Source organism: Sinomicrobium oceani, from assembly GCF_900119185.1.
GTDB classification, from domain to species: domain Bacteria; phylum Bacteroidota; class Bacteroidia; order Flavobacteriales; family Flavobacteriaceae; genus Sinomicrobium; species Sinomicrobium oceani.
In genome coordinates, this window is the sequence record NZ_FPJE01000003.1 from 1 (window position 1) to 24396 (window position 24396).

A 24396-nucleotide genomic window follows, 5' to 3' on the forward strand; every position below is an offset into this window, starting at 1 on the left:
CTTGCTTACGGTATTACGGGAGATCCCCAACTGGGAACTGATCCGGCGCTTACTGACCCCGGCACTGTATAACTTGAATATCTTTTTTACTTTTCGCATTTCTATTTGTTTGTTGGCCATAATCTTTTTAACAAAAAAAGACTATTGCGCACACTTCAAATAGAATCGATTTTTAGTGGTTCACTTTCATCCGTTTTAGGTGGTTCACTTTCACCCGCTGTGCTATGCTCACTTTCACCCGTTTTTAGTGGTATACTATATCCGTTTTTTGCAGAATATATACGGAATGATGAAAGTCAATTGCTTTGTTATTAAATGAAGTATGTTTCCTTTCCACCTCTTTTTGTTCGTGATTTAAGAAATAGTAATAATACTTATCTCCGATATTCTTATTCCATCTTATATAGCTAATATGAAATGTTTGACCATTTATAGTTTCTTTAAATTCTCTAAAATCTCCAATGATGCTCCAATAGTCAATTTCCTGACCATTAATCTTGATTTTATAATCGCTTTCTTTGTTTAAAAACAAAAACCATCCAAATTCACTCGCTAAAAAGTTTATAAACTCTTCACTTTCCAGTAAGTCTCCACTTAATGAATGGAATGATTCAAAATGTACTTTAGTACCAGTCTTTTTATTAATTGAAACTATTTTATCAGAAGTTTGAAAATCTTGTAATTTTCCTTTTTCGATTGTGATATTGTATTTTAAAAAGTCTGATTCTTTACTTTCAAAAGTTGTTTCCCAAACTGCTTTGTTACAAAAGGTTGTAAATGAAAAACGTCCCTTTCCAGCTTTTCCTTTAACAAATTTATTTTGGTCAAAAGTTTTTGTTTTGTGAGAATCCATAAACTGGCCAAATGTTTCATCTATTCTTCCAAGGTTTATTCCAAAGCCATTATCGGAAATAGAAAAAGAATTAATGTAGCCAACAGCATTAGCATCAAAGTCCAATTCTACAACTGAAGCATTTGCATCAAATCCATTCCAAATATATTCAGCAATCGCTTTTTTGAAATCAGATGGCAATCCACTTTGTTCAATACTCTTTGATGTTATTTTTGCTGTATGTTTTTTCATAAGCTGTTTGTTTGTTTGTTTAGCTTGTTGCCAACGTATTAGGCTATGAGTGGTTGCGTTTTTAGGTTCGTGATTTATCCGCTTGTGGTAAAGATTAAAAGTAAGAATAATTCTTCATGTTAACCATCACAAGCAATTACTTATAGCCATTGTTGTGCGACGTAAATTATTTATATTCATTTAATATGTACTTAAGAAAGTCAATAGTTTTTGTATCTAAAGTATTTAGCTTTTCAACATTATTAATTAATTCTTCAAAACTATTTAATCTATATCCATTCATTCTTATTGGGTGCGTATCTTCAACTTTTTTATTAATGTGAATGAATTTTTTTATGCTTTCTAAAACTTCTGGCTCAGATTCATTCAAACTTGTAAGTAGTTTAGAATACATAGAATCTGAAAGTCTAAATTCCATATTTTTATCAACGAATAGACCAACATAAAATCCTGTTTTTAGCTTCTGATTAAATCTAAAGTTAATGTTTAGCATTACATCTTTTGCTTCAAAACATCCATATTCAGCTGCTTTAGTGATTCTTCTACCGATGTCTATACATTTTATAGGGTTAAGTGATTCTTGAAATTCCTGTCCAAAATCACTTTTTAATACTCTGATTGCATCTTGTTGTCTATAAAAATCACCTGAATCGAATTCCTCTATTATTCGATTTGCGAGGACAGACTCATTTTTATAAAATTCGCTAGATTCGAGAATGTTTATTTCAGATATTAAACTTTCAAATTTTGCTTCGTTTTTCTTAGTAAAAAGGTTTTTCTTATAAATTCTACTTAGAATTCTTAAGGCGATAAATTGTTCTCTTGTAGTTTGGTCTTGAATAACGTACTCTAAAATTAAACTACGAACTCTAGTAGGTAATTTTTTCCAAACTCTAGAGTCACAAGTGCCTAAAACAAATTCGAATGTATGATTAAGAGCTAAGTCTTCCATTCTCCATTTATTGTCTGACAGTTTTTGGTTTGTATGCTTTAATAAATGAACAGTAAAAAACCTTAATCGTTTTAAAAATACTTTTTTGGTTTCTTCATCTTTTAATTCTCCAATTTTGGCAATAAGCACTTTGAAAAAATATGAATGTAAATTTTTTGAAATTCTTGGTAGTATTTTTTTTGCATAAGATTCAATAGCATTATTGTCATTAGGCAAGAAGTGAGATTTATTAATTAAATTATTAACCAATTCATCAATATAGTTCTTCTTGAATTCTAGCTTTCTGCTAAGTGTGATATCAACTGATTGCCTTATAATAAATATTAGTTCGTCTTCTGATGGTGCTTTTTCGTAAGGATGAGCAAATAAGCAACGTTGTCCCCAAAAGAATTGTAATTTTTTGTGGTCATCAATTTCAATTAGACTTACGTTTAAGGCTTCAGTGATAATTTGAATATCTGCTGACTTTTCATTTTTTTCAAGATTTTCAATCTTTTTGAGAGATTCTTGAGTTTGTTTATCTCCAGTGTTTGCGAGGTCAGTGATTTTTCTTTTAAGTGATTCTACAATTGATATCCAAGCAAGTATATATCCAGCTCTGTATGTTTTAGATTCAAGACATTTTACTGATTCATAGAATAAAATCTTATCAGTATCGTTCAGTATTTTGCTTTCTAATTCTTTAATTTCTATCATTCAGTTTTTATGACGCACAACGGTCTCGTATAACCGTCAGTTATGGTTTGGTTGGACGTATTGTCGGTTGGTTTGCAATGTTCCGTAATCGGACGCAGTCGAATCCGCCGTAATTGCGGTTATACATTGTGCCTGTTGCACAAGTTAGCAAAAAATTGACATAGAGTTGATATTTTCCTCTCATTAGATGCTTACCTTGTAGTTATGCAAGGCAAAAAACAATATCAGGAAAAGCTATTCAATCAGTTTCAGTTAAGTGATCGTGTACCCAAAGACAATTTCTACCGCCGTTTAAAAGAGGTGTTGGATTTAGATTACTTATACCCACTTACCAAACAATATTACGGTAGTAGCGGACAAAAGAGTATCGATCCGGTGGTGTTCTTTAAACTTTGTCTGGTTGGTTATTTAGAAAACATCACCAGCGACCGTCAGCTCATAACGCATTGCAGCATGCGATTGGATATCCTGTTCTTTTTGGGTTATGATATCGATGAAGAACTCCCCTGGCATTCTACCATTAGTCGTACACGTCAGTTGTTCCCTGAAGCCGTATTTGAAGAAGTCTTTACCAAGGTGTTTGAACTATGTGTATCGGCCGGGATGGTCAGCGGGCATACCCAGGCTATTGATAGTGCCCCGGTAAAGGCCAATGCCTCCATGGATAGTCTGGAGCTCAAAGTACCCGAGGAGGATTTAGAATCCCACCTTCGTAAGGTTCGTCATATGAGCAAGCGCGACAAAGACAAACCATTACGCCAAGCAAAAGAAAACAAAGCCGGGAAAAAACAACAAACCTTATCGGCCAGTAAAAAGGAGTTACAGGATATCACCAGCAGGAATATCAAGTGGGCAAAGGAACAAGATGGGCGTCCCGGAGCAGGCAATAAAGGCTCGAGATATACCAGCAACAAAACCCATTACAGTCCTACCGATCCCGATGCTCGTATTAGTGTAAAACCGGGCAAGGCCAGGAAACTCAATTACCTATCTCAATTAACAGTAGATACCTCCAATCATGTGATAACCGATATTAAAGCCTATCATGCCGATGGTAAAGACAACCAACAACTGCCAGACATAGTGAAAAGGGTACAACGACGGTTGTGGCACTCAGGATTGCTATGGGAGAACTGCGTTGCCGATACGGGATATAGCAGTGGCGAGAACTATGCTTTTTTAGAAGATAGAAGTTTAAAAAGTTTTATCCCTCCCCATGGTACTTACAAAGGAGGGCCAGCAGGATTTACATATATCGAAGCAGGCAACTATTGGTTATGCCCTCAGGGCAAGAAAGTAACCTTCCGCAAACAAAAGTTAGAGAAAGGGACTCTAAAAGATCAGTACTTTACCAAACGGAGTGATTGTAAAGGCTGCCCGATAAAACAACAATGTATTGGTAAAAGTTATGAGAAACGCATAAACATTACTGCTTATCGCAAAGAATACGAACGCAATATAGCAAGAGTGAACAGTCCGCAGGGTCGTTACATGAAAGCCAAGCGGCAAAGTACGGTAGAACCGGTGTTAGGAACATTAACACAGTTTATGGGACTTAGAAAAGTGAATACCCTAGGCATTAAACAGGCAAACAAATGTATGCAGCTCTCTGCCATTGCTTACAACCTTAAAAAATACCTGAAGTTTATAGAAAAACACACCATCCCGATAGCTATCGGGAGTGGGGTAGCAAGTATACAGGGTGATTTTAAAATTGCCTTGAAAAAATTCTATAATGTCAGTATGAAAGATAAAGAGATTGGATTTAGCTCTTTTGATTTTAAGAACTATTTAAAGGAACTTGAAAATAGCTTTATAAAAATTAATGTAACCGATAAGAAAAATCACTATGTTGATTTTTTAAATCCTTCAATAAAAGACTTTCTTCTTTCAATAGTAAAAAATGACAAAGAAATCATTTTATTATTAATAAATGCCAGTCATTTCTTCGACCAGTTTATTTATACTATAAGATACCTTTCAGAAAATTTTATTGAAGATTCAGACATTATTAAACTTATCGATACTAAAATTCTTTCTGACTTTAAAACTTTTTCAAACCCATTAAAAATAAACTATAAACAAAAAGAGCAAAAAGCAGGTATTAGTCCGATTCATAAAATACACAGCCTTAAATTCTATTTTAAAAAGTCAAAGAATACAAGATTATGTAACCTAATAATTAACGAATTCAAAAAAATAGAACTGAATAATTTATATTTTTTAGATGAGAGAAATTACATAGAGTTTTATATTGACTTTAAAGAGCAACTAGATATTGAATATATTTCAATAATAGAACAAATCGTTGATAATATCAGCTGGTATGATAGTGTAAAAAACCTAACCTTGTTGAGAGAAGCAGATTCAGATGTTTTTGACCACTACTTAACAGAAAATAAAAATTTAATAGGTAAAAAAATTAAAAATTCAATTTTAAAGGAGATTGAGTTTCACGAAGATGAAAGCTCATTGGATTACTTTAAAAACTCTTTAATTGTCGATAATGACTTATCAATATATAGTATTTCAACAGCAGAATTTGATTCTTATTTTGAAGACAAATTTCAACAAATTGAAGAAGAAAAGGAGGATGACGATAAAGAACCTGTAGAGGTTAATGTTGAAAATATAATTGAAACGGAAGATTTTAACGAAGATGAATTATTCAAAATTGAAATGTTTTAAATAAAGTGTATATATTTGTAAATCAATGTTTTGTGTAAAACCGTTAACTTAGTTAGTCTTAATAATTTTCATATCTTTATGACATTAAAGGAGTTCAAATGATATCTCCAAAGTTCTTTGTTTGGTTTTAGTGTGCAAATAGGTGTGCATAAATAAATGAAAATCATAGAATAGCAGTAATAATAGGGAATAAGACAGGTTCAATTTAAGCCTGTCACCCCGACTCATAAAAAAGCATCATTAATCTATGGATTTCTGATGCTTTTTTTAGTTTTAGTATTTAAAATATTCGTATTCATGATTAATAAAATCAGATAGTCAACTATTAAACTTACAATTAAATATATCCATTGATAATTGAAATCATATTTTTTCAGCCTTTTTTAAAATCCGTTTATTGAAAATAAGGAGTAGAAAAAATAAAATTCTACAACCATACGTCAATACTGTAGTCTTCCCTGAAAATGTATGCACGAGTTATTAAAAGAAAAGTGAGTGAGGATATATTAACTCTAAAAAATGTATTACACCTGTAGGGACTTAAGCTGTTTTTTATAGGTAATTACAAACGCTCTTAACCCGTTGTGCATGATGAATGAAAATCGTTGTTTACGTCATGTTGAGCGTAGTCGCAACATCTCCTTCTGTCAGTAAAGATCCTTCGAATACGCTCAGGATGACGCCTTTCAAACTATAATGCACACCGGGTTATAAAATATAATGTTTATCATCTTAATTAACCGGATAAACCCAATAACAATCTGGCCCATATTTTAGATTTTGTATAACGGTGTTAATTCAAATATAAATAAAAGCCCAAATGGGATCAGGTTAATTCTTATAAAGATTAGTTTTTAGAATATTCAGGAACAGCATGTTTTAGTTTTTCCACCCTAAACCGCCCAGGGTTTTTGCCCTTTTTTAAGGGGCATACAGGAGATATACCGTCCGGGGATCGGTTCGTAGGCCCTGGCTTCTGTCATTCCGATTTCGGAGCTGAAATAGCCATTGAGGGTAAGGCCTTTGAGAATATCAAAATAGTGCTTCTCCCCGGAGTTCAGGGCTTCTTCCTGCAATCCCCGTAATAGTTCGTTTTTTTGATCCGGATTTAGTTCTATGAAAGGGGTGTGGTATTGGGCCGCGCATTTCCGGTTCAGGTTGTTGAGCCCTTCAATACATAGTTTTTGCTGTTCTTCCCGGAAACAATCTTTGAGCATGGTTATCATATATGCTCCGATCCCGGTGGCTTTAGCCCCCGGTACACCGGGGGTAGCCGGAATAATGGTTTCTCCTATTTCATCGAGAAGCGCAGGGTCAATATCTTCGATGTTCTTCAGGGGTTCTGGTTTGTAGGTACACGAATTCAGCAGGCCCGAAGGGATAAGTACTATAGCTCCGCCGATCATTGCCAGGCGTTGTAAAAAAGTCTTTCGTAGCATCTTTATAGGTTTCTTTTGTTTAGTTCTTTTACGGCAAAATCCGCTGCACGGGCGGTCAGGGCCATGTATGTCAAAGACGGGTTCTGGCATCCGCTGGAGGTCATACAGGCCCCATCGGTAACAAATACGTTCTCAGCCCCCCAGACCTGGTTGTTTTTGTTCAGTACGGAAGTTTTGCTGTCCCTTCCCATCCGGGCAGTCCCCATTTCGTGAATGTTGAGGCCGAAATTTCTTTTCTCCTTCAGGTCCCGGATGTTCTTAAAGTTGGCCTTTTCCAGCATTTCCATAGCGGTCCGGACCATATCTTTTTCCATGGCTTTTTCATTTTCCTTGTATTCGGCATCCACCACGAGCTGTGGAATTCCCCAGGCATCCTTTTTGTCGGGGTGCAGGGTAACATGATTTTCATGATAGGGGAGGCATTCTCCCATTCCGAGCAGGGAAAACATCCATGGACCCACGGTGGTCATGTCTTTTTTCAATTCGATTCCTATCAACGACTCTTGTCCGCTGCCCGCGGAAGGACGAAAGCCCCCGCAGGAATAGGCATATCCCCGTTTAAACCCGGCTTGTTTATCTTCGTTAAAATTCCTGAATCGTGGCATATATGTACTGGTGGGCCTTCTGCCTGCGTAATACTTGTCTTTAAGTCCGTCGAATTCCCCCACTACCCGGGCATTATAATTATGGTCCATGAGGTTGTGCCCTAATTCCCCGCTTTCATTACCCATTCCGTCGGGGAAACGGTCGGACTTCGAATTCATGAGGATAAGTGTAGAGTTTAGTGTAGAAGCATTTACAAATATTACGTTGGCAAAGTATTCGGTAGCTTCTCCGGTGTTGGCATCTATGACTCTTACCCCGGTTGCTTTCCTTTTTTCCTTATCGTAAATTATGGAATCTACCACGGTGTGAGGTCTTATGGTGAGGTTCCCGGTTTTCTCTGCTGCCGGCAGGGTAGAGGAATTACTACTGAAATAACCGCCGAAAGGGCAACCTCTCCTGCACAGGTTACGGTATTGGCAGGGACCTCTTTCATTGTGGCGTGTGGTGAGGTTTGCGGTTCGCGAAACTACCAGGTGCCTGTCCTTATAATTGGCAGACAGCGCTTCTTTCATGTACGTTTCCATACAGTTCATTTCCATCGGGGGCAGAAATTCCCCGTCCGGGATTTGAGGCAGGCCATCCCTGTTGCCACTGATCCCGGCAAATTTTTCGACATAGCTGTACCAGGGAGCTATATCCCTGTATCGTATAGGCCAGTCCGTACCTATCCCTTCTTTGGCGTTGGCTTCGAAGTCCAGGTCGCTCCAGCGCTGGGTGTGGCGTGCCCATAACAGGGATTTTCCACCCACCTGGTATCCGCGTATCCAGTCGAAAGGTTTGGACTGTTCATAAGGATGTTCCTGGTCTTTGACAAAAAAGTGTTCGGTATCTTCCGAGAATGCATAGCACCGGCTTGCTATCGGGTTTTCTTCGATCACTTTCAGAGGTAGCCTGTTTCGATGCGGAAATTCCCATAAATGCATGTGGGCGGTCGGATAATCTTTGATGTGTTCTACCATTCTGCCGCGTTCGAGAACCAGGGTCTTCAATCCCTTTTCGCATAATTCCTTGGCTGCCCAGCCCCCGCTGATACCGGAGCCTATGACGATGGCGTCGTAAGTGTTCTTCTCTTTACCTTTTTTATTGATGTACATTGCTGTTGGTGGTTAATCTTTGTGTTTGTATGGTATTATAATATGTTCAGTCTTTTTTCTTTATCAGGTCTGCCAGAACTTTTCCGAACCGATGTCCCAGTTCAATCAGTCCTTCGGAGGAATAGTGCAGTTCATCCTGTTTTTTGTCGAGCCCTTCCGTAGGAACCATATACGTGTATGCTACGTCTTTTTCTGTTTTTTCCTGAGCCTTCCGTACCAGTTCGGCTCCCGGGTATCGTTCGGTTACCGGGTTAATCCTGCCGTATATGACCGGTAAGTCCTGTTGATCCGTATCCTTACGGATCTTGTCGATGAGCTTTCGGAAACTGGTATAATAATCTTTTCCGGCCACAGGGAATCTCGCGTCCGTTTCGCCCTGCATCCAGACCATGGCTATAGGTCTGACTCTTTTCGAGCTGTTGATTTGATGGGTGTACTCTACTAAAGAATCATAGAGTTTTCCAAATTTAGGGCTTCCCATTTCGGCAACCTTTTCGGGATCATAATCCACACCCCAGTCATAGAGGGAAGAGCCACCGATGGCATATTTGAGGATTATGAATTCCCTGTCCGGAAAATTGGCCGATAACTCGTCACAGATACCCAGTTCCGGTCCGAATGAACTGTCGGAAGCCGGTGTGAGCCTGGACGTTTTTCCGAAATTGTAATAGGTAATGTGTTTGCTTATTCCTTTGTAATTGATCTCTTTTTTTTGCCCGGAACCCACCATATTGGATTGCCCGGCAAGGATGATGAGGTCAACCGGTCTTTCTTTGTTTTTACCGGCGGCCTCCTGCTGGTTATTCTTCCTGTTCATCGTATGACAGCCCATCGCCAGAACGGTGAGTATTAAACATGTAAACAGGATTTTGGTTTTTAGGATCATCTTATAGTTTTTGCACTTAATTAGCAATCAGTTGTTGTAAAAAAGCAGGGTAGGTCTCTCCCCGGGAAGTCCCTTCTCCCTCTACGTGTAGCCCATAGGTGATGGAATCACCGAGACAAAGGATCTTGCTGTTGTTTTGTATAAGGTTATTCTCTTTGAGATATTCGTAGATCCGCTCTGCTATGAAATAATAGCCTTTGGCCGTAGGATGGACCCCGTCTTTTTCACCGCTGTTCGACTCATTCTTTATAAAGCTGTCCCGGTTATGTACGGGTATTTGCTTTCGGGTAAAAGCATGATACAGATCTATCATCCCGAAACCATAGCGGTCTTTCAGTTTGTTTAGCACCGAGGTCATACGGTACAGTTTGCTGTTGGGATCCTGATCGAATACTCCCGGATCGTGCCTTTGATATAGATAAACCGTGTCTACGGGCGGCGGGCTGATCAGGATACACCTTATTTTCTGTTCTTTGATCTTTGCCGATAGGGTTTTCAGGTTATTTTCATATTCTTCGAAGGAGATCATCTTGGACGTATTGAGCATATCATTGGTACCTATCATCATGAGAACCAGGTCCGGATGTTGTTCCAGAACATCGGTATCCAGGCGTGCCAGGAGATCCCCGGTGGTATTTCCGGGTACCCCGGCGTTGATCACGGAGCACTGTTGTCCGGAAACCCCGATATGGGACAGGATACTTACAATGGCCAGGAGGAATACCTGTCTTTTTCCGTTCAAAAGATTATACATAATTGATGTCGAATGTGGTTTTCTTTCTGCGTACATACATCCGGAACACGATGGTAATGCACAACGTGGTTATGGCACCACCTGCATAAGCAATGCTGTGATCCAGTTCAAAACCTTCGGGGGCTATGAGGATATACGTCGTACAAACCATGGTCATAAACACGGCAGGCACCAGGCTTATCCAATAGCATTTCCCGGCGTAATACAAGTACGCGGTTATAGTCCATAATACGACGACGGCAAGGGACTGGTTGCTCCAGGCAAAATATCTCCAGATGATGCCAAAATCTACTAAGGTAAGCAAAAACGCAATGATAAACAGCGGACTACTTATGTATAACCGTTTTCGGATGCTGTCCTGTTTCAGGGAAAAGGTATCTGCTATAACCAGGCGTGCCGACCGGAAAGCGGTATCTCCGGAGGTGATCGGTGCTGCGACAATTCCGATCAGGGCCAGGATTCCTCCTGTACTTCCGAGCATGGCAGTGACAATTTCATTGGCAGCCCATGCCGCATTGTTATGATTTGCTGCCATGGCTGTATTGAGTCCTTCTACGTTATCCATAAAGACCATGGCGGCGGCCGCCCAGATAAGAGCGACGATACCTTCGGTGATCATGGCCCCGAAAAAGATCGGTTTTCCCTGAGATTCGTTGGCAACACACCTGGAAATCATCGGGGACTGGGTGGCGTGAAATCCGGAAACGGCCCCGCATGCAATAGTGACAAACAGTATGGGAAACAACGGGGTTTTTTCGGGGTTTTCCGTCATATTATGAAGGTTGGAAAAAGTGACTTCCGGAATGGCATACTGTCCCGACAATAAGGCGATCAACAATCCCAGGGCCATAATCAGCATGGCCAGCCCGAAGATGGGATAGAGCTTTCCTATCAACCGGTCTATAGGGAGCAGGGTAGAAAGTACATAGTAGATGAGGATGATGGTTACCCACATCCATTGATCTGCGAAATTTCCCGTGAGTTCGTCTATAATTTTGGCGGGTCCCACCAGAAAAACGGTTCCTACAAAGACCAGGAGGACTACTGTAAACAACCGGATGGCCTGTTTGGTGTGATCCCCCAGGTAAATCCCTACAACTTCACTGATACTTAATCCGTTGTGCCTGACCGATAGCATTCCGGAAAAATAGTCGTGTACTGCTCCGCCGAAAATACATCCCAGGACAATCCATAAAAATGCGGAAGGGCCGAACATGGCCCCGGAAATAGCTCCGAAAATAGGGCCCAGCCCGGCAATATTCAAAAACTGTATCAAAAAGGCTTTCCAGGCCGGCAGGGGAACAAAATCGACATGATCCCTCAACCTGTAGGCAGGAGTGGAACGATCAGGGTCTGCTTTAAAAACCCTTTCGATAAAATTCCCATAGAGAAAATAACCGGCGATCAGTATACCTATGGATACTATAAATGAGATCATAACGGGGCTTAATGATTTTGAGATGATGCCGATTCCAGGACCTGTCCGTCCGCCTCGAGTTGCTTTCTCAGAGAGGCGTACTCCAGGTCCTGGACTACGGATTTATGTTGTTCAATTGCCATAACGGCTACGGTAGCGGCACTTTGTGCCAGTATCATAAAAACAGGTTCCATCCGTATCGATCCGAAAGCTATATGCGAACTCGACACGGCTACGGGGACAACAAGGTTATCGCATTCTTTCTGTTCAGGGAGAATGGAGCCGAGTGAAATCCGGTACGGGTTATCCGGATGTACACCGATATCTCCTTCGTTCTGCACATACCCTTCGCTGGTGATATACCTCTGTACATTGTGGGAGTCCAGGGTGTACGATCCCATGCCTACCGGGTCCGGTACTGTTTTCTCACCGAGGATTTCGTGTTCGGTCATTACGTATTTTCCGATCATTCTTCTCGCTTCCCTGACATAGATCTGATAAGGCCAGTGACCGTTGTCGGCAAATTCGTCTTTGGCAAGTCCCCACTGGTTATAGGCATTCCGGACTTTCTCCGGGATCCGCGGATCATTGGCCATAAAATAAAACAGTCCTTTCTGATATGTTTCGTGTGCTTTGACGATCTCTCTCCGCTTTTGATAATCAGCCTCGGGATATTCGTAATTCATTCCGATGTAATCCGTGCTGAAAGGGCCGTGATTATTGGTATCTGTTTTTAGGTTTGGGATAGGGTCGAATTTGTTAAAGGTTTCGTCCCAGCCTTTGCCGTACAGCCGGACCAGTAATTCGTACTGTTCCGGGTCATAGCCCTCGGGTTTCTCAAAAGGGATACGGTTCTCTTTGACCCGGGTCATACATACCCGGAAACAGTAGGCCTGTATCCTGTGATCTCCATCGCATTTTGCTCCCGGAGCTTCCGTAGAGATCCCTTTGAGCAGTCCGCTTTCCGGATCTCCCGGGGTGTTATACGGACTGATCCTTAGATTACCGAAATGATGGGAATGGTGAAAAACTTCGGGCTGAACACCGTTCCATTGTTCTTTGTAGGTATCACAGGACTCTCTTCCTATGGTATACGAGACCCCTGCAGAGGCCATGAGATCTCCCTCGTACGTAGCATCGATAAAAACCTTTGCTTTAAAGGAGAGGCCGGACTCCGTGGTTATAGAACTAATCCGGTTGCCGGTCTTTTTAACCCCGGTTTCCCTGTTGAGGTATTCGTCCCGGTAAACGGTGATTTGATTTTCGGAGACGAAGTCTTCGAACACCTTTTCTGCGATGTGTGGTTCGAATATCCACATGGTTCTTTGGGTCCCGTCAATGGCAGGGGTTCCCTGTCCTATATTGCCATAGGAATCCTGGTCCTGCCATTTCCAGGTGGAAGGTTCCTGGTAGTAATTATAGATCTTTTGATAAAACGTTCGGGCCAGGCCGCCTATTACACTTTTGTTTCCGGTATCGGTATAGCCCAGGCCCGAGGAGGAAAGCCCGCCAAGATGTTTGTCGGGAGACACTACAACAACCGATTTCCCCATTTTCTTCACCTGGACCGCAGCAATTACAGCTGCCGAAGTGCCGCCGTAGATCACTACATCCGCTTCTACTGCCGGAGCATTTTTATCGATTTGTCCCTGCGATACTATACAGAAAAAGAGGAACAGGAATGATGGTATAGCCTTTTTCGGATTCATTTTAAATGGTTTTAAGTTAAAAAATAAGCCTGAGATCGTGCGTTGTATGTTCTTAATATCCCGGATTCTGGTCATCCGGACTCAGGGCGGGGTTATTGTTGATCTCATTTATCGGAAGAGGCAGGAGCAGGCTTACGTCGTCCCATGCTTTTCCCGTGGCCTCTATAGCTTGTTGTGCCTTACCGGTTCTTAGAAGGTCATTCCATCTTTTCATTTCCAGAACAAACTCGAATGCTCTTTCATCCAAAACCTTGTCCTTAAAGTCCTGACCCGTCATCCCCGAAGGATAATCTATGGCGGAAGGACTGTTCAGGTCCAGCCCGTATGCTCTTCTGCGAACAATATTCAACCTTTCCAGTGCCACATCATCCGGCTGACCTTTTAGTTCACTGGCCGCTTCGGCATAGATAAGATAAGCTTCTGCCAGTCTGAAAACGGGGACATTGTTTCTGCTGTTATCCGTATTCGGGGCATCGGGATCCCTGAATTTCCGGAACAGAACGGGAGTTTCCCGGTTGACCCAGACCGTATCTCCGTCGATAATCCGGTAAGAGAAGAGGTTAAATTCTTTTCGCAAATCATTTTCGTCCCATCTTTCAAAAACAGAATTCATTACGGGGACCCATCCTCTGAAGCCTCCTACGGAATAGCCCATATTGGGATCTCCTATATAAGTAGGGATGCGCTGTCCGTTTGTTCCGCTGTGATGAATAGACCAGATGTCTTCTGTATATGTGTTGACCTCAGGACCGTATATCTGCAGGAAATCGTCTGCTTCGTCCACTTCAATCAGTGAAAAGGCTCCGCTGGTAATGACTTCATCGGCAAGGTCGCTGGCTTCCTGCCACTTTCTGGTATTCAGATAGGCATCGGCCATTAGCATTTTTGCAGCCCACTGGGTGGCGCGGCCACTTTCGGAATCCGAAAATGAAGTGGCCAGGTCCGGTAAGGCATCCATCAGATCCGTGATAATAAAGTCCCATGTTTCCTGAGCGGAAGCCCTGGGTGTGGCTATATCTTTAAGATCGACAAACTCATGATCCCGTAGAGGAACACCGCCCCAATACTTTACCAGGTTGCTGTAAAAATAAGCTCTCAGAAACCGGGCTTCGGCGAGATACCGCTTCTTCAGCGATTCGTCCATATCTATTCCGGGAACATTGTCAAGCACGGCATTGGCGCGGTTGATGCCCCTGTAAATATCGGCATAGGCGTCGAACATCCTGCTTTGGTTGCTGTTGTCGAGCGGAAGATCATAGACACTCATGGGAGACTGACTGCCCCTGCCGTTGGAATAATCGGCCCTGTTCTCCAGCATGGCCATATACCAGATTGTCGGAAACCCGCCATCCTGCCCGAGGGTGCTGTACACAGCCGTCAGCGCTGAAAAAGCATCGGACTCGTTTCTGTAGAAATTTTCTTTGACCAGAAAGTGTTTGGGGTCTTCGGTTAGCTCATCCCCGCAATTGACCAGTGTCAGGGACAGGATTAAAACTATGATGATTTGTAGTCTTTTCATTTTTTACAAGTTTATGGCGGTTAGTTACAGCTGTATGTTCATACCAAGGGTAAAGATCTTGGACGAGGGGTAACCGGTCTGATCGATGCCTATCCTCAGGTCTCCCTGGGCTGCCCGGGTATTTACTTCCGGGTCCAGTCCGGGATAGCTGGTTAGCGTAATAAGGTTTTGTCCGCTGACATATAGCTGAAGGGATTTGATGGGAAGCCCCGTATCCCGGACTGGCAGGTTGTATGCTAACCTGATGTTCTTTAGCCGCAGGTACGATCCGTCTTTGATAAACCGATCGGAAACCCGGAATTGAGAGCGGTTGGCGGTTGGTGCCGGGTAGCGGGCATCCGTGTTTTGCGGATTCCAGTAATTGTCGGAGAGATCGGAGAGCTGATTTCCTCCTTCACTCAGAGAGTTTGCCACTACGGCACCGGTAGCCCAGAAGAGATCATTTCCCTGGGACCCTTCTACAAAAATATTCAGCTCAAAATTTTTGTAGTTCAGCGTGTTGTTCAGGCCGTAGATAAAATCAGGGTACGGATTTCCGATGATCTGCTGATCTTCATTGGAAATTTTTCCGTCTCCGTTGAGATCCCTGTAACGGATTACACCCTGGTCGTCGTACCCGTCTTCGACAAATCCGTAAAACATGCCGAGGGGTTCCCCCTCCCTGGCAATGTTTATGGGAGCAGCAAAGGGAATATCCAGGGGGCCTCCCAATATATCTTCTCCAATAGTGATGACCTTATTCCTGTTAAAGGACAATTGCCCGAAAACGTCCCAGCTAAACTCGCCGTCAAAAACCAATGCCCCGAGACTGAACTCCATTCCGTAATTTCGTACCTCTCCGAGGTTGGTGATTAAAGAACTGTATCCGACAGATTCCGGCAGGGGGATGATCGCAAGGAGATCTGTGGTCTTTTTATGGTAGTAATCTATAGTAAACCTGAAACGATCATTGATAAATCCTGCATCCAGACCAATACCGAGCTGGGTGGTGGTTTCCCATTTCAGATCGGGATTAGGAGCGGAGAGGTTTGCAAATCCTATGACATCGGAATTACCGAACGTAGCCCGGGTCTGCCCCAGGGAATTCAGAGACCTGTACGGATCGATTGCTGTACTTCCCGTCTCTCCGTATCCGACTCTCAGTTTCAAATCGGATAAAGGGTCCCAGTCCTTCAGAAATTCTTCATTCTTTATTTTCCAGGCAAAAGCACCTGAAGAAAAGATCCCCCATTTGTTGTTTTTTCCAAACCGCGACGACCCATCTGCTCTGATACTTGCCGTAAACAGGTATTTATCGTTTAGGTGGTAGTTTGCTCTTCCCAGCCAGGACAACAAGGTCCATTCCGTAATAGAAGAACTGTTGGGGAGGGTATTGCTTCCGGAGCCCAACGCATTGTTCAGCAACTCATCTGTGGCAAAACCGGTGGCACTGGATCCGTTGTATTTGCTTTGAAAAGTCTGCACGGTAAAACCTCCGACCACATTCAGCCTGTCATCGTCCCCGATCTGCCTGTCATAGGTGAGGATATTCTCGTTCAGGTAAGAAATGCTCCGGGTGATGCCGGTGACTCCATATCCTGTAGGGGTACGATTTGTGATGAGGGAAGGGGAGTAATAATTACTCTCGGTAAATGCCTGTTGTGTGCCTCCAAGCACCTTTAATTTCAGATGATTGCTCAGTCTGAATTCGGCAGAGATATTGGCCAGTACCCTGGTAAAATACTGGCGGTCCAGGATTTTTGCATAAGCCAGGGGATTATTAATAACCACAGGACTAAAGGGGTATATTCCCACTTCGTTCAGATTTCCCTCGGCGTCATAAGGGGCGATGGTTGGCGGTGCGGCAAGTGCGGCAGCAAAAATATTGTTTCCCCCGCCGGAGCCGTTATTGACGTTGGCATCATTGTTTTCCCAGCGTGTTATAACCGCATCGGTACTCAGCCGGAGCCAGTTGTTGACATCCTGGTTGAGTGCCAGTCGCAGCGATCCTCTTTTGAGGCTGGAATTTAGAATGACCCCATCCTGGTCGAAGTAGTTGGCGGAAACGGAATAGGAAGATTTTTCATTACCTCCGGAGAATGTGAGCGTATGGCTCTGTATGGCTGCCGATCTGAAAATTTCATCCTGCCAGTCCGTATCGGCCGCAGGAAGGTTATCCGGGTCAAAGGGTGCTGCAACGCCTTCATTAACAGCACGCAGGTTGGCAAACCTGGTAAACTGGTCAGTGTTCATCATCCTGTATTTTTTGATGACTTCCTGTACCCCGTAATAACTCTGGTAGTCGATTCTGCCCTGTTGTCCCTTTGTCCCTTTTTTCGTGGTGATCATTACGACACCGTTTGCTCCCCGAGAGCCATAGATAGCAGTAGCCGAGGCATCTTTAAGAATGTCTATGGACTGTATGTCGGAGGGGTTCAGGAAGGATATACTTCCCACGATGGGAAAACCATCAACCACATACAGCGGGTTATTGTCGCCGAGATAGGAGTTCCCTCCCCGTATCTGGATCTGTACATTAGCCCCGGGCTGTCCGGAATTCTGAACGACCCTGACCCCGGAAGCCCTTCCCTTCAAGGCCTGTTGGACATCGGATGTAGGCAGGGCAGTGAGCTCTTCTGAGTTGACCGTAGAAACAGCTCCCGTGACATCTGTCCGCTTTACGGAACCATAGCCCACAACGACTACTTCTTCCAGTCCTTCTGCACTTTCTATCAGGGTAATGTTAACGGAGGTGCGATCGCCCACCTTGATCTCCCGTGACTGAAACCCGACATAACTGAAAACAAGTACGGATTCGGGTCCGGATACATTGATGGAATAATTACCGTCAAAATCGGTTTGTGTTCCGTTGGTAGTCCCTTTTTCAAGGATATTGGCCCCGGCCAGAACCGTACCCGTGCTATCGATAACCTTGCCGCTTATGGTAAATTGTACATTGTTGTTGTCTGTTTGGCCGGACCTCCTTACCAGTGAAATTTGCTTGTCTTCAATGGAATAGGTTGTGTCTGATCCGGAAAAGATCTTATCGAGAATAACATTGATCTTTTCATTTCTGACGGTAATGGTGACTTCTCTGTGCAGATTGATATCGTCGATCAGATACAGAAATCTGTATTCTGTCTTCTCTTCGATGTAATCGATGAATTTCTCTACAGTTACATTCTTCAGGTCAACGGATACTTTCGTATTCTGTGAATATGAAGTTCGGGCGTTTATGGCAAACATACCCGTAAACAATAAAAGTAAACTGATTTTCATTCTTAAATCAAATTTGACCAACGCAGGTTCTTTCCTGCCACGGTTCAGAGGAATTTTCATAATTTTGTAATGTTGATGTGGTTGTACTTCAAGTCCGGCCATTTTTTCTGAATCGGGAAATGCTCCAACATTTTCCGATTTTTTTATGGATCAAATGAACAGACTCCGTTTTTGAGATCGGTAGTTTTCTGGTGTATTTCTATTTGTGCATAATGGAAAAATTTTGGTTTATTTAACGGTTATATGTCGGTCATCAATTTTATAATCGATGTCATAGGTGTTTTTAAAATACTTTAATACTTCTTCTATAGGCTCATTGCCCAGGTTGGCATTAAACTTTTTATCCCTGTACTCGAGGTTTTCGTTGGTGATCGTTACGTTATAATGTCGCTCCAGTTTTTTTAAGATATTCCCGAATGTCATATTTCTAAAGATCAGTTCTCCTTTCAGCCAGGAAGTATAGGTTTCCGTAATGACTGCCTTGGTGGTTATGTGGTTCTCCCTTTTGTTAAAACTCCCTTTAAACCCCGGTTTCAGAAGTACGGGTGCATCTGCGGTAGGGTCGGCGTTCTCTATATGTAAAGAAACAGAGCCCTCGATCAGAACCACATCGGTCGTCTGATCTTCCGGGTAGGTCGAAATATTGAACTGTGTGCCCAAAACCTTTATGTTTAACGTGTTGGCATTAACGATAAAAGGTCTGCTGCTATCTTTGGCGACATCCAGATAGGCTTCCCCGGATAAGTAAACCAGTCTTTCCCGATCCTTCGGAAAGTTTACGGGATATTTCAGGGAAGATCCGGAATTCAGATAGACTATGGTCCCGTCCGAAAGTTCCAGCTCAAATCTTTTTCCGTAAGGTACGGTCAGTTGATTATATGAAAACAGCTCCGGATTATCTGTTTTTTTAGTGTAAGTGATCCTGTTTCCTTTTTGATTTCCGATAAAAGTTCCTTTTTCATTGACTAATCTGGAATCTCCGGATTCTGAAATAACTTCCACATTGCCGTTGCTCAATTCCAGAGTGATCTCCCCATCGGATGGCATTGAAATTTTATCCGCAGGTTTTTCCGTTGGACCCGGAGGGATGAAAAAATAGCCCAGGGAGAACAAAATCATCCCCACTGCCGCATACCGGAGATATTTGTTTCTGCGGAGTCTTTTAGCCCTTTCTCCGTCTTTTTTTATTTCCCTCCTTAGGGTATCCTTTATCTTGTCGGGGTCTGGTTTATTCATAGCAATTTGGGTGATGAACAGTACGTTGAGCAATGCTTTAAGTACTGATTTCTGTTCCGGATCACGGATTTGTTTATCCAGCATATCCAGTTCGGCCTCGGTAGCCGAACTATGCAGGTATTTTACTAAAAAGTGCTCTGATTTTTTGTTTTTCATGATTTCATGACTTCAATAGTATTATGCTTAAAATTTTCAATACCCTGATATTTTTAATAATTTTTTTTAATATTGACATATTTTATGTCTAAAAAAATAGTTTTATGTATTCCGGGGGTCAAGAAGATTTTGTTCAGCGTCTGAAGGACGGAGATGAAAGAGCGTTTATGTATCTGGTGGACAAGTACCATCAAAGATTGTATTCTTATTGTCTGGCCCTTGGAAATGACCACTCCACTTCCGAGGATATCGTACAGAATGTTTTTATTAAAACCTGGCACTTCAGAAAAAAGCTGAATCCTGAGTTTTCTTTCCAGGGATTCTTATACAAGACAGCATATAACGAGTTTCTGATGGAATACCGCAGGAACAAAAAAGTAATTCTGCTGGAACATACCCACTACAGCCTGTTGAACGAAGTCGCCGGATCACTGGATGAAGAAGCACTGGAACGGATGATTGAACAGGTTACTGCAGAGATCCAGAAACTACCGAAAAAATGTCGTGAAATTTTTACGCTCAGCAAAAGGGAAGGACTAACCAACATGGAAATTTCTGATTATCTGAATATTTCCATCAAAACCGTGGAAGCCCATATTACCCAGGCTTTTTCCATTCTGAGACAGAAGCTCGGGGACAAGTATGAGTCATTTTTGTTTATATTCTTCAGTCGTACGATGCCCGAATGAGCTTCTCCTGTAATAAATGTGCCATATACGGAGTGGTAAAACAATATGGGAACAGCGTTGTTTTATTTCAGGAATTTTACTTTTTGCCGAGGTTATTCCTGCCCGGCATAGCCTTCTTAGGGGCTGGCACAGGAGGTATTTGTCTTACTCTTGCTTTGCATATTCAACGGCTTTATCATCAACTCATAAGGCGGGTTGCGGCCCTGTTAAAAAGAGCTAATGTTTATATTGAAAATTAAACATTTTGTATCTTTACGAGAAACAAGGGGCATGGCAAAAAAGAAAAATATTACGGGGCAGCAGATCGTCTCATGGTTTATGGATTATACGCTGGAACACGATCGCGAACCGGCTTCGGTTTATAAATTCTGTAAGGAATACAACATGGAAGAAAGCAGCTTTTATGAACATTTTGGTTCGTTTGACGCTGTTAAATCTTCGATATTCTCCACGTTTTTCGACCATACGCTGGAATTACTCCATAAAGACGAAATGTATAATGACGCTAACGCCAGAAACCAGCTGCTGAGTTTCTATTATACTTTTTTTGAGGTTTTAACTGCAAACAGAAGTTACGTCATGCTGGTTCTGCAAAACAAAAAGCGGATACCCGACCATCTGAAAATGCTGCATAAACTCCGCGAAAGCTTTATCAGCTATGTGAACGGTCTGGATATAAAAACGCTGGACATCGACCAGGAACAGGTGCAGAAGTTACAGCGAAAGGCTATTTCCGAAGGGGCATGGGGACAATTGCTTTTTACACTGAAGTTTTGGCTCGATGACCGTTCTTCCGGCTTTGAAAAAACAGATATTCTGATAGAGAAATCCGTCAATAGTTCTTTTGACGTTCTGGAAGCTACCCCGTTACAAAGCTTAGTAGATCTGGGAAAGTTTATTTTCAAGGAAAAAATGGCCATGTCGTAAATGAAAACAATAGATAATATACCCACTTCCAAAATTCAGCGGGCTACAAAACTGGTACAGACCGGGGCCAAAGTCGGAGTCAATTACCTCAGGTATTACGGAAACAGGATGGCCACCTCGGAAGAAGAGGCCAAGGAAAAACTCAACCTGGATAATGCAGCGGATATTTACGGCAGTCTCAGGGAGTTAAAGGGCAGTGCACTTAAAGTTGCTCAAATGCTGAGTATGGAAAAGAATATACTGCCGAGAGCCTATGTCGAAAAGTTTTCCCTGTCCCAGTTTTCCGTACCGCCATTGTCCGCACCGCTGGTGAACAAGACTTTCAAAAAATATTTCGGAAAAGTGCCGTCCGAAGTGTATGATTCCTTTAATCCCGAGGCGGTTCATGGTGCCAGTATCGGACAGGTGCACCTGGCTGAAAAAGACGGAAAGAAACTGGCTGTAAAGATTCAGTATCCGGGGGTGTCGGACAGCATAAATACCGATCTGGCGCTCGTAAAACCCATCGCCCTGAAAATGTTCAATATCAAGGGGAAGGATGGCGATAAATATTTTAAGGAAGTCAGGGATAAACTGATAGAAGAGACCGATTATCTGCTGGAAGTTAAACAGAGCCAAAGCATAGCGAATGCCTGTCGACATCTGCCTAATCTCAGGTTTCCGGAATATTATGAGAATCTTTCTTCGGAAAAAATCATAACTATGGATTGGATGGATGGGGAACACCTTTCCGAATTCACGGCACACAATACGGATGCCGCGGCCTCCAATATCCTCGGGCAGGCACTATGGGACTTTTACATGTACCAGATCCATCAATTGAAGAAAGTACATGCAGATCCACATCCGGGAAATTTTCTGGTATCGCAGGATAATCAGTTGATCGTGTTGGATTTTGGTTGTATCAAAGCGATCCCCGATTCGTTTTACACACCCTATTTTGAACTGGCTGAAAAGGAAAATATTTCCAATCCCGAGTTTTTTCAGAAGAAACTCTTCGAACTGGAAATCCTCCGTCCCGATGATTCTCCCGAAGAAATCAGGTTCTTTACCAATATGTTTCAGGAAATGCTGAGCCTTTTTACACAGCCTTTCCACCAGGAGGTATTTGATTTTTCCGATAGTGTCTTTTTTGGTAAGATCGCCGAACTGGGCAAAAAATATGCGCAGAATACGGAATTGCGTAAGATGGATGGCAGCAGAGGGTCCAGGCATTTTATTTATATCAACAGAACATTTTTCGGGCTCTATAATCTGATGCATGACCTCAAAGCCGGTCGGGTCAGGGTGAATCATTTCAAACTTTTCGTTTGAGATGCTTTGCGTCATAGGACCTCAGTGTTTCAGACAGGTTGTGCAGGGTAAACCTGGTCCCGGATCAATCCGGATCGTTATCTGGCCGGGAGGCAACCTCTAAGGACCGTATTCCGGGATGAACACCAATACCTTATCGTATGCGGATATTAATTACAGGAACCACAGGATACATCGCTAAACGGCTGGTTATTAAATTACTGGATGGTGATCACCAGGTCATTTGTTGTGTTCGTGATCTGCAACGGATTCCGGATGAAATCGCTTCCAAAGGCGGAATTGAGTTTATTAAGGTAGATTTTCTGGATACGGAAGATGTTCTTTTTCCCGAAGACATCGATGTGGCTTATTATCTTATTCATTCTATGGCGGCTGCCGGGGATGACTTCGCGGACCTGGAGCAACGATGTGCACAAAACTTCAAGGCACTGATCGCTAAAACGACATGCCGGCAGGTCATTTATCTGGGGGGTATCGTAAATGACAAATCGCTTTCCAAACACCTTAAATCCCGTCTGGCAGTTGAAAAGGCCTTAAAATGCGACACCTATGCGTCGACTATATTCAGGGCCGGAATCATTGTGGGAAGCGGTAGTGCTTCTTTTGAGATTATCCGTGATATCGTGGAGAAACTACCTGTTATGATCGCTCCTAAATGGCTGAACACCCGTACACAACCTATTGCTATCCGCGATGTACTTCATATATTGGAACGGGCCGCGGGGAGAGAGGAGGTCATGGGCAGGTCTTTTGATATTTGCGGACCGGATATACTCACCTATAAACAAATGTTGTATCAGTTCGGGGAGGTAAGAGGCCTGAAACGATATATATTCACCGTACCCGTGCTTACGCCGAGGCTGTCTTCGTACTGGCTCTATTTTGTAACGTCCACATCTTTTAGTCTGGCAAGAGCCCTGGTAGACAGCATGAAAGTGGAGGTGATCGCCAGCCCCAGCCAGATCAATGAAATATTAGAGGTTCTGCCGATTTCCTATAAAGAGGCAGTCCGGCTTGCATTTCAGAAGATCGAGCAAAACGCTGTTATTTCCAGTTGGAAAGATGCTATCAGCAGCGGGGTTTTTCACGATCAGTTATCAGATCATATCCAGGTGCCCAGTCATGGTTGTTTTAAAGATGTACGGTCCAGCGCTGTAATCGATGAAACGTATACGCTCGAGAGAATCTGGTCTATCGGCGGGAAAAACGGCTGGTACAAGTTTAATCTCCTCTGGCGTATTCGGGGGTATCTGGACAAGGCATTCGGCGGAGTCGGATTGCGTCGGGGCCGCAGACATGACACGAAGCTGGAAGCAGGGGATCCCCTGGACTTCTGGCGGGTTTTACTGGCCGATAAAAAACAAAAACGATTGCTGTTGTTTGCGGAGATGAAATTGCCGGGAGAGGCCTGGCTGGAGTTCAGGATTGTGAAAAGCACATTGTTTCAACGTGCTGTTTTCAGGCCCAAAGGGCTTTGGGGACGCCTCTACTGGTATATGGTACTGCCTTTTCACGCTTTTGTCTTCCGGGGAATGATCAATGCTTTGGTACGCAAATGAAAAAGACAAGTATCCGTTTTCCGCATCAGCTTTTTAAAAATTTGGATTTACTCCCGAAAGACGCTCCTGTTTTTGTCGTAGAAGAAACTTTGTTTTTTAACCCATATAGTTTTCACAAACAGAAACTCCTGTTCCACCGGGCTTCCATGAAATACTATGCAGATTATCTTTCCGACCATGGTAAGGTAGAAACCGAAATAGGCCTTGTAGCTATGGCTCGCAATTTTAAAAGGGCAGGGTTCAGAGCATAATCTCAAATACCTATACTCATTAACTTGATAACCTATGAACTCTTGCCTAAACTAAGGGATCATTTGCTAAAGGACCTAAATACAAAAGAGGCTGTCTAAAAAGTCAAGGCAGCCTCTTTTTTATTCGGGTAGGTGTATCCGAGAAAAATCTCAAATACGCAA

At 42.7% G+C, this 24396-nt stretch carries 17 protein-coding genes and 1 pseudogene; 6 read left to right on the forward strand and 12 right to left on the reverse strand.

The window, feature by feature from the left end; all coding sequences use genetic code 11:
* The 3 genes from BT112_RS21565 to BT112_RS03090 all read right to left on the reverse strand — a co-directional run.
* A partial coding sequence (locus BT112_RS21565) for a helix-turn-helix domain-containing protein (RefSeq protein ID WP_217652327.1) occupies nt 1-120 on the reverse strand: 120 nt, incomplete at its 3' end.
* 124 nt (nt 121-244) lie between these two features.
* On the reverse strand, nt 245-1084 hold the full coding sequence (locus BT112_RS03085; protein WP_072315916.1) for an ATP-binding protein: 840 nt from the start codon (nt 1082-1084) through the stop codon (nt 245-247).
* A 166-nt stretch (nt 1085-1250) separates the two neighbouring features.
* Nucleotides 1251-2732: a hypothetical protein gene (locus tag BT112_RS03090; RefSeq protein ID WP_072315917.1), complete on the reverse strand. Its 1482-nt coding sequence runs from the start codon at nt 2730-2732 to the stop codon at nt 1251-1253.
* A gap of 204 nt (nt 2733-2936) precedes the next feature.
* Here BT112_RS03090 and BT112_RS22265 point away from each other — a divergent pair.
* A pseudogene (locus BT112_RS22265) lies at nt 2937-4460 on the forward strand (IS1182 family transposase); the annotation flags it as partial.
* A gap of 1853 nt (nt 4461-6313) precedes the next feature.
* Here the strand turns inward: BT112_RS22265 and BT112_RS03100 are convergent.
* The 9 genes from BT112_RS03100 to BT112_RS03140 all read right to left on the reverse strand — a co-directional run bounded on the left by BT112_RS03100 (nt 6314) and on the right by BT112_RS03140 (nt 19494).
* On the reverse strand, nt 6314-6859 hold the full coding sequence (locus BT112_RS03100; protein WP_072315918.1) for a gluconate 2-dehydrogenase subunit 3 family protein: 546 nt from the start codon (nt 6857-6859) through the stop codon (nt 6314-6316).
* Nucleotides 6860-6861: 2 nt separating this feature from the next.
* Nucleotides 6862-8559, reverse strand: a complete 1698-nt coding sequence (locus tag BT112_RS03105; RefSeq protein ID WP_072315919.1) for a GMC oxidoreductase — start codon at nt 8557-8559, stop codon at nt 6862-6864.
* Between the two features lie 46 nt (nt 8560-8605).
* A complete protein-coding gene (locus BT112_RS03110; protein ID WP_072315920.1) occupies nt 8606-9445 on the reverse strand; it encodes a sialate O-acetylesterase in 840 nt (279 codons plus the stop codon).
* A gap of 16 nt (nt 9446-9461) precedes the next feature.
* Nucleotides 9462-10199, reverse strand: a complete 738-nt coding sequence (locus BT112_RS03115; protein ID WP_072315921.1) for an SGNH/GDSL hydrolase family protein — start codon at nt 10197-10199, stop codon at nt 9462-9464.
* The gene (locus tag BT112_RS03120; protein ID WP_072315922.1) at nt 10192-11637 is read right to left on the reverse strand and encodes a carbon starvation CstA family protein; all 1446 of its coding nucleotides are present in this window, start codon (nt 11635-11637) and stop codon (nt 10192-10194) included. Before BT112_RS03120 ends, BT112_RS03115 begins: the two co-directional genes overlap by 8 nt.
* A gap of 8 nt (nt 11638-11645) precedes the next feature.
* Complete coding sequence (locus tag BT112_RS03125) at nt 11646-13325, reverse strand: FAD-dependent oxidoreductase (RefSeq protein ID WP_072315923.1); 1680 nt, start codon at nt 13323-13325, stop codon at nt 11646-11648.
* A 52-nt stretch (nt 13326-13377) separates the two neighbouring features.
* Nucleotides 13378-14844 (reverse strand): RagB/SusD family nutrient uptake outer membrane protein, encoded by a 1467-nt coding sequence (locus BT112_RS03130; protein ID WP_072315924.1) that lies wholly within the window; start codon nt 14842-14844, stop codon nt 13378-13380.
* Nucleotides 14845-14868: 24 nt separating this feature from the next.
* Nucleotides 14869-18102: a TonB-dependent receptor gene (locus tag BT112_RS03135; protein ID WP_175545738.1), complete on the reverse strand. Its 3234-nt coding sequence runs from the start codon at nt 18100-18102 to the stop codon at nt 14869-14871.
* A gap of 228 nt (nt 18103-18330) precedes the next feature.
* The gene (locus BT112_RS03140; protein WP_072315925.1) at nt 18331-19494 is read right to left on the reverse strand and encodes a FecR family protein; all 1164 of its coding nucleotides are present in this window, start codon (nt 19492-19494) and stop codon (nt 18331-18333) included.
* Nucleotides 19495-19598: 104 nt separating this feature from the next.
* Here BT112_RS03140 and BT112_RS03145 point away from each other — a divergent pair, with 104 nt between their 5' ends.
* The 5 genes from BT112_RS03145 to BT112_RS03165 all read left to right on the forward strand — a co-directional run bounded on the left by BT112_RS03145 (nt 19599) and on the right by BT112_RS03165 (nt 24234).
* Entirely contained in the window at nt 19599-20183 is a 585-nt protein-coding gene (locus BT112_RS03145; protein WP_072315926.1) for an RNA polymerase sigma factor, read from the forward strand.
* Nucleotides 20184-20453: 270 nt separating this feature from the next.
* Nucleotides 20454-21110, forward strand: coding sequence for a TetR/AcrR family transcriptional regulator (locus BT112_RS03150; RefSeq protein WP_072316136.1), 657 nt, complete (start codon nt 20454-20456; stop codon nt 21108-21110).
* Nucleotides 21111-22424, forward strand: a complete 1314-nt coding sequence (locus tag BT112_RS03155) for an ABC1 kinase family protein (RefSeq protein WP_072315927.1) — start codon at nt 21111-21113, stop codon at nt 22422-22424. It abuts the gene before it with no gap.
* 140 nt (nt 22425-22564) lie between these two features.
* Nucleotides 22565-23983 (forward strand): SDR family oxidoreductase, encoded by a 1419-nt coding sequence (locus tag BT112_RS03160; protein WP_072315928.1) that lies wholly within the window; start codon nt 22565-22567, stop codon nt 23981-23983.
* Nucleotides 23980-24234 carry a cryptochrome/photolyase family protein gene (locus tag BT112_RS03165; RefSeq protein ID WP_072315929.1) on the forward strand — a complete coding sequence of 85 codons (255 nt, stop codon included), beginning with the start codon at nt 23980-23982 and terminating at the stop codon, nt 24232-24234. Before BT112_RS03160 ends, BT112_RS03165 begins: the two co-directional genes overlap by 4 nt.
* Nucleotides 24235-24396 lie beyond the last annotated feature (162 nt).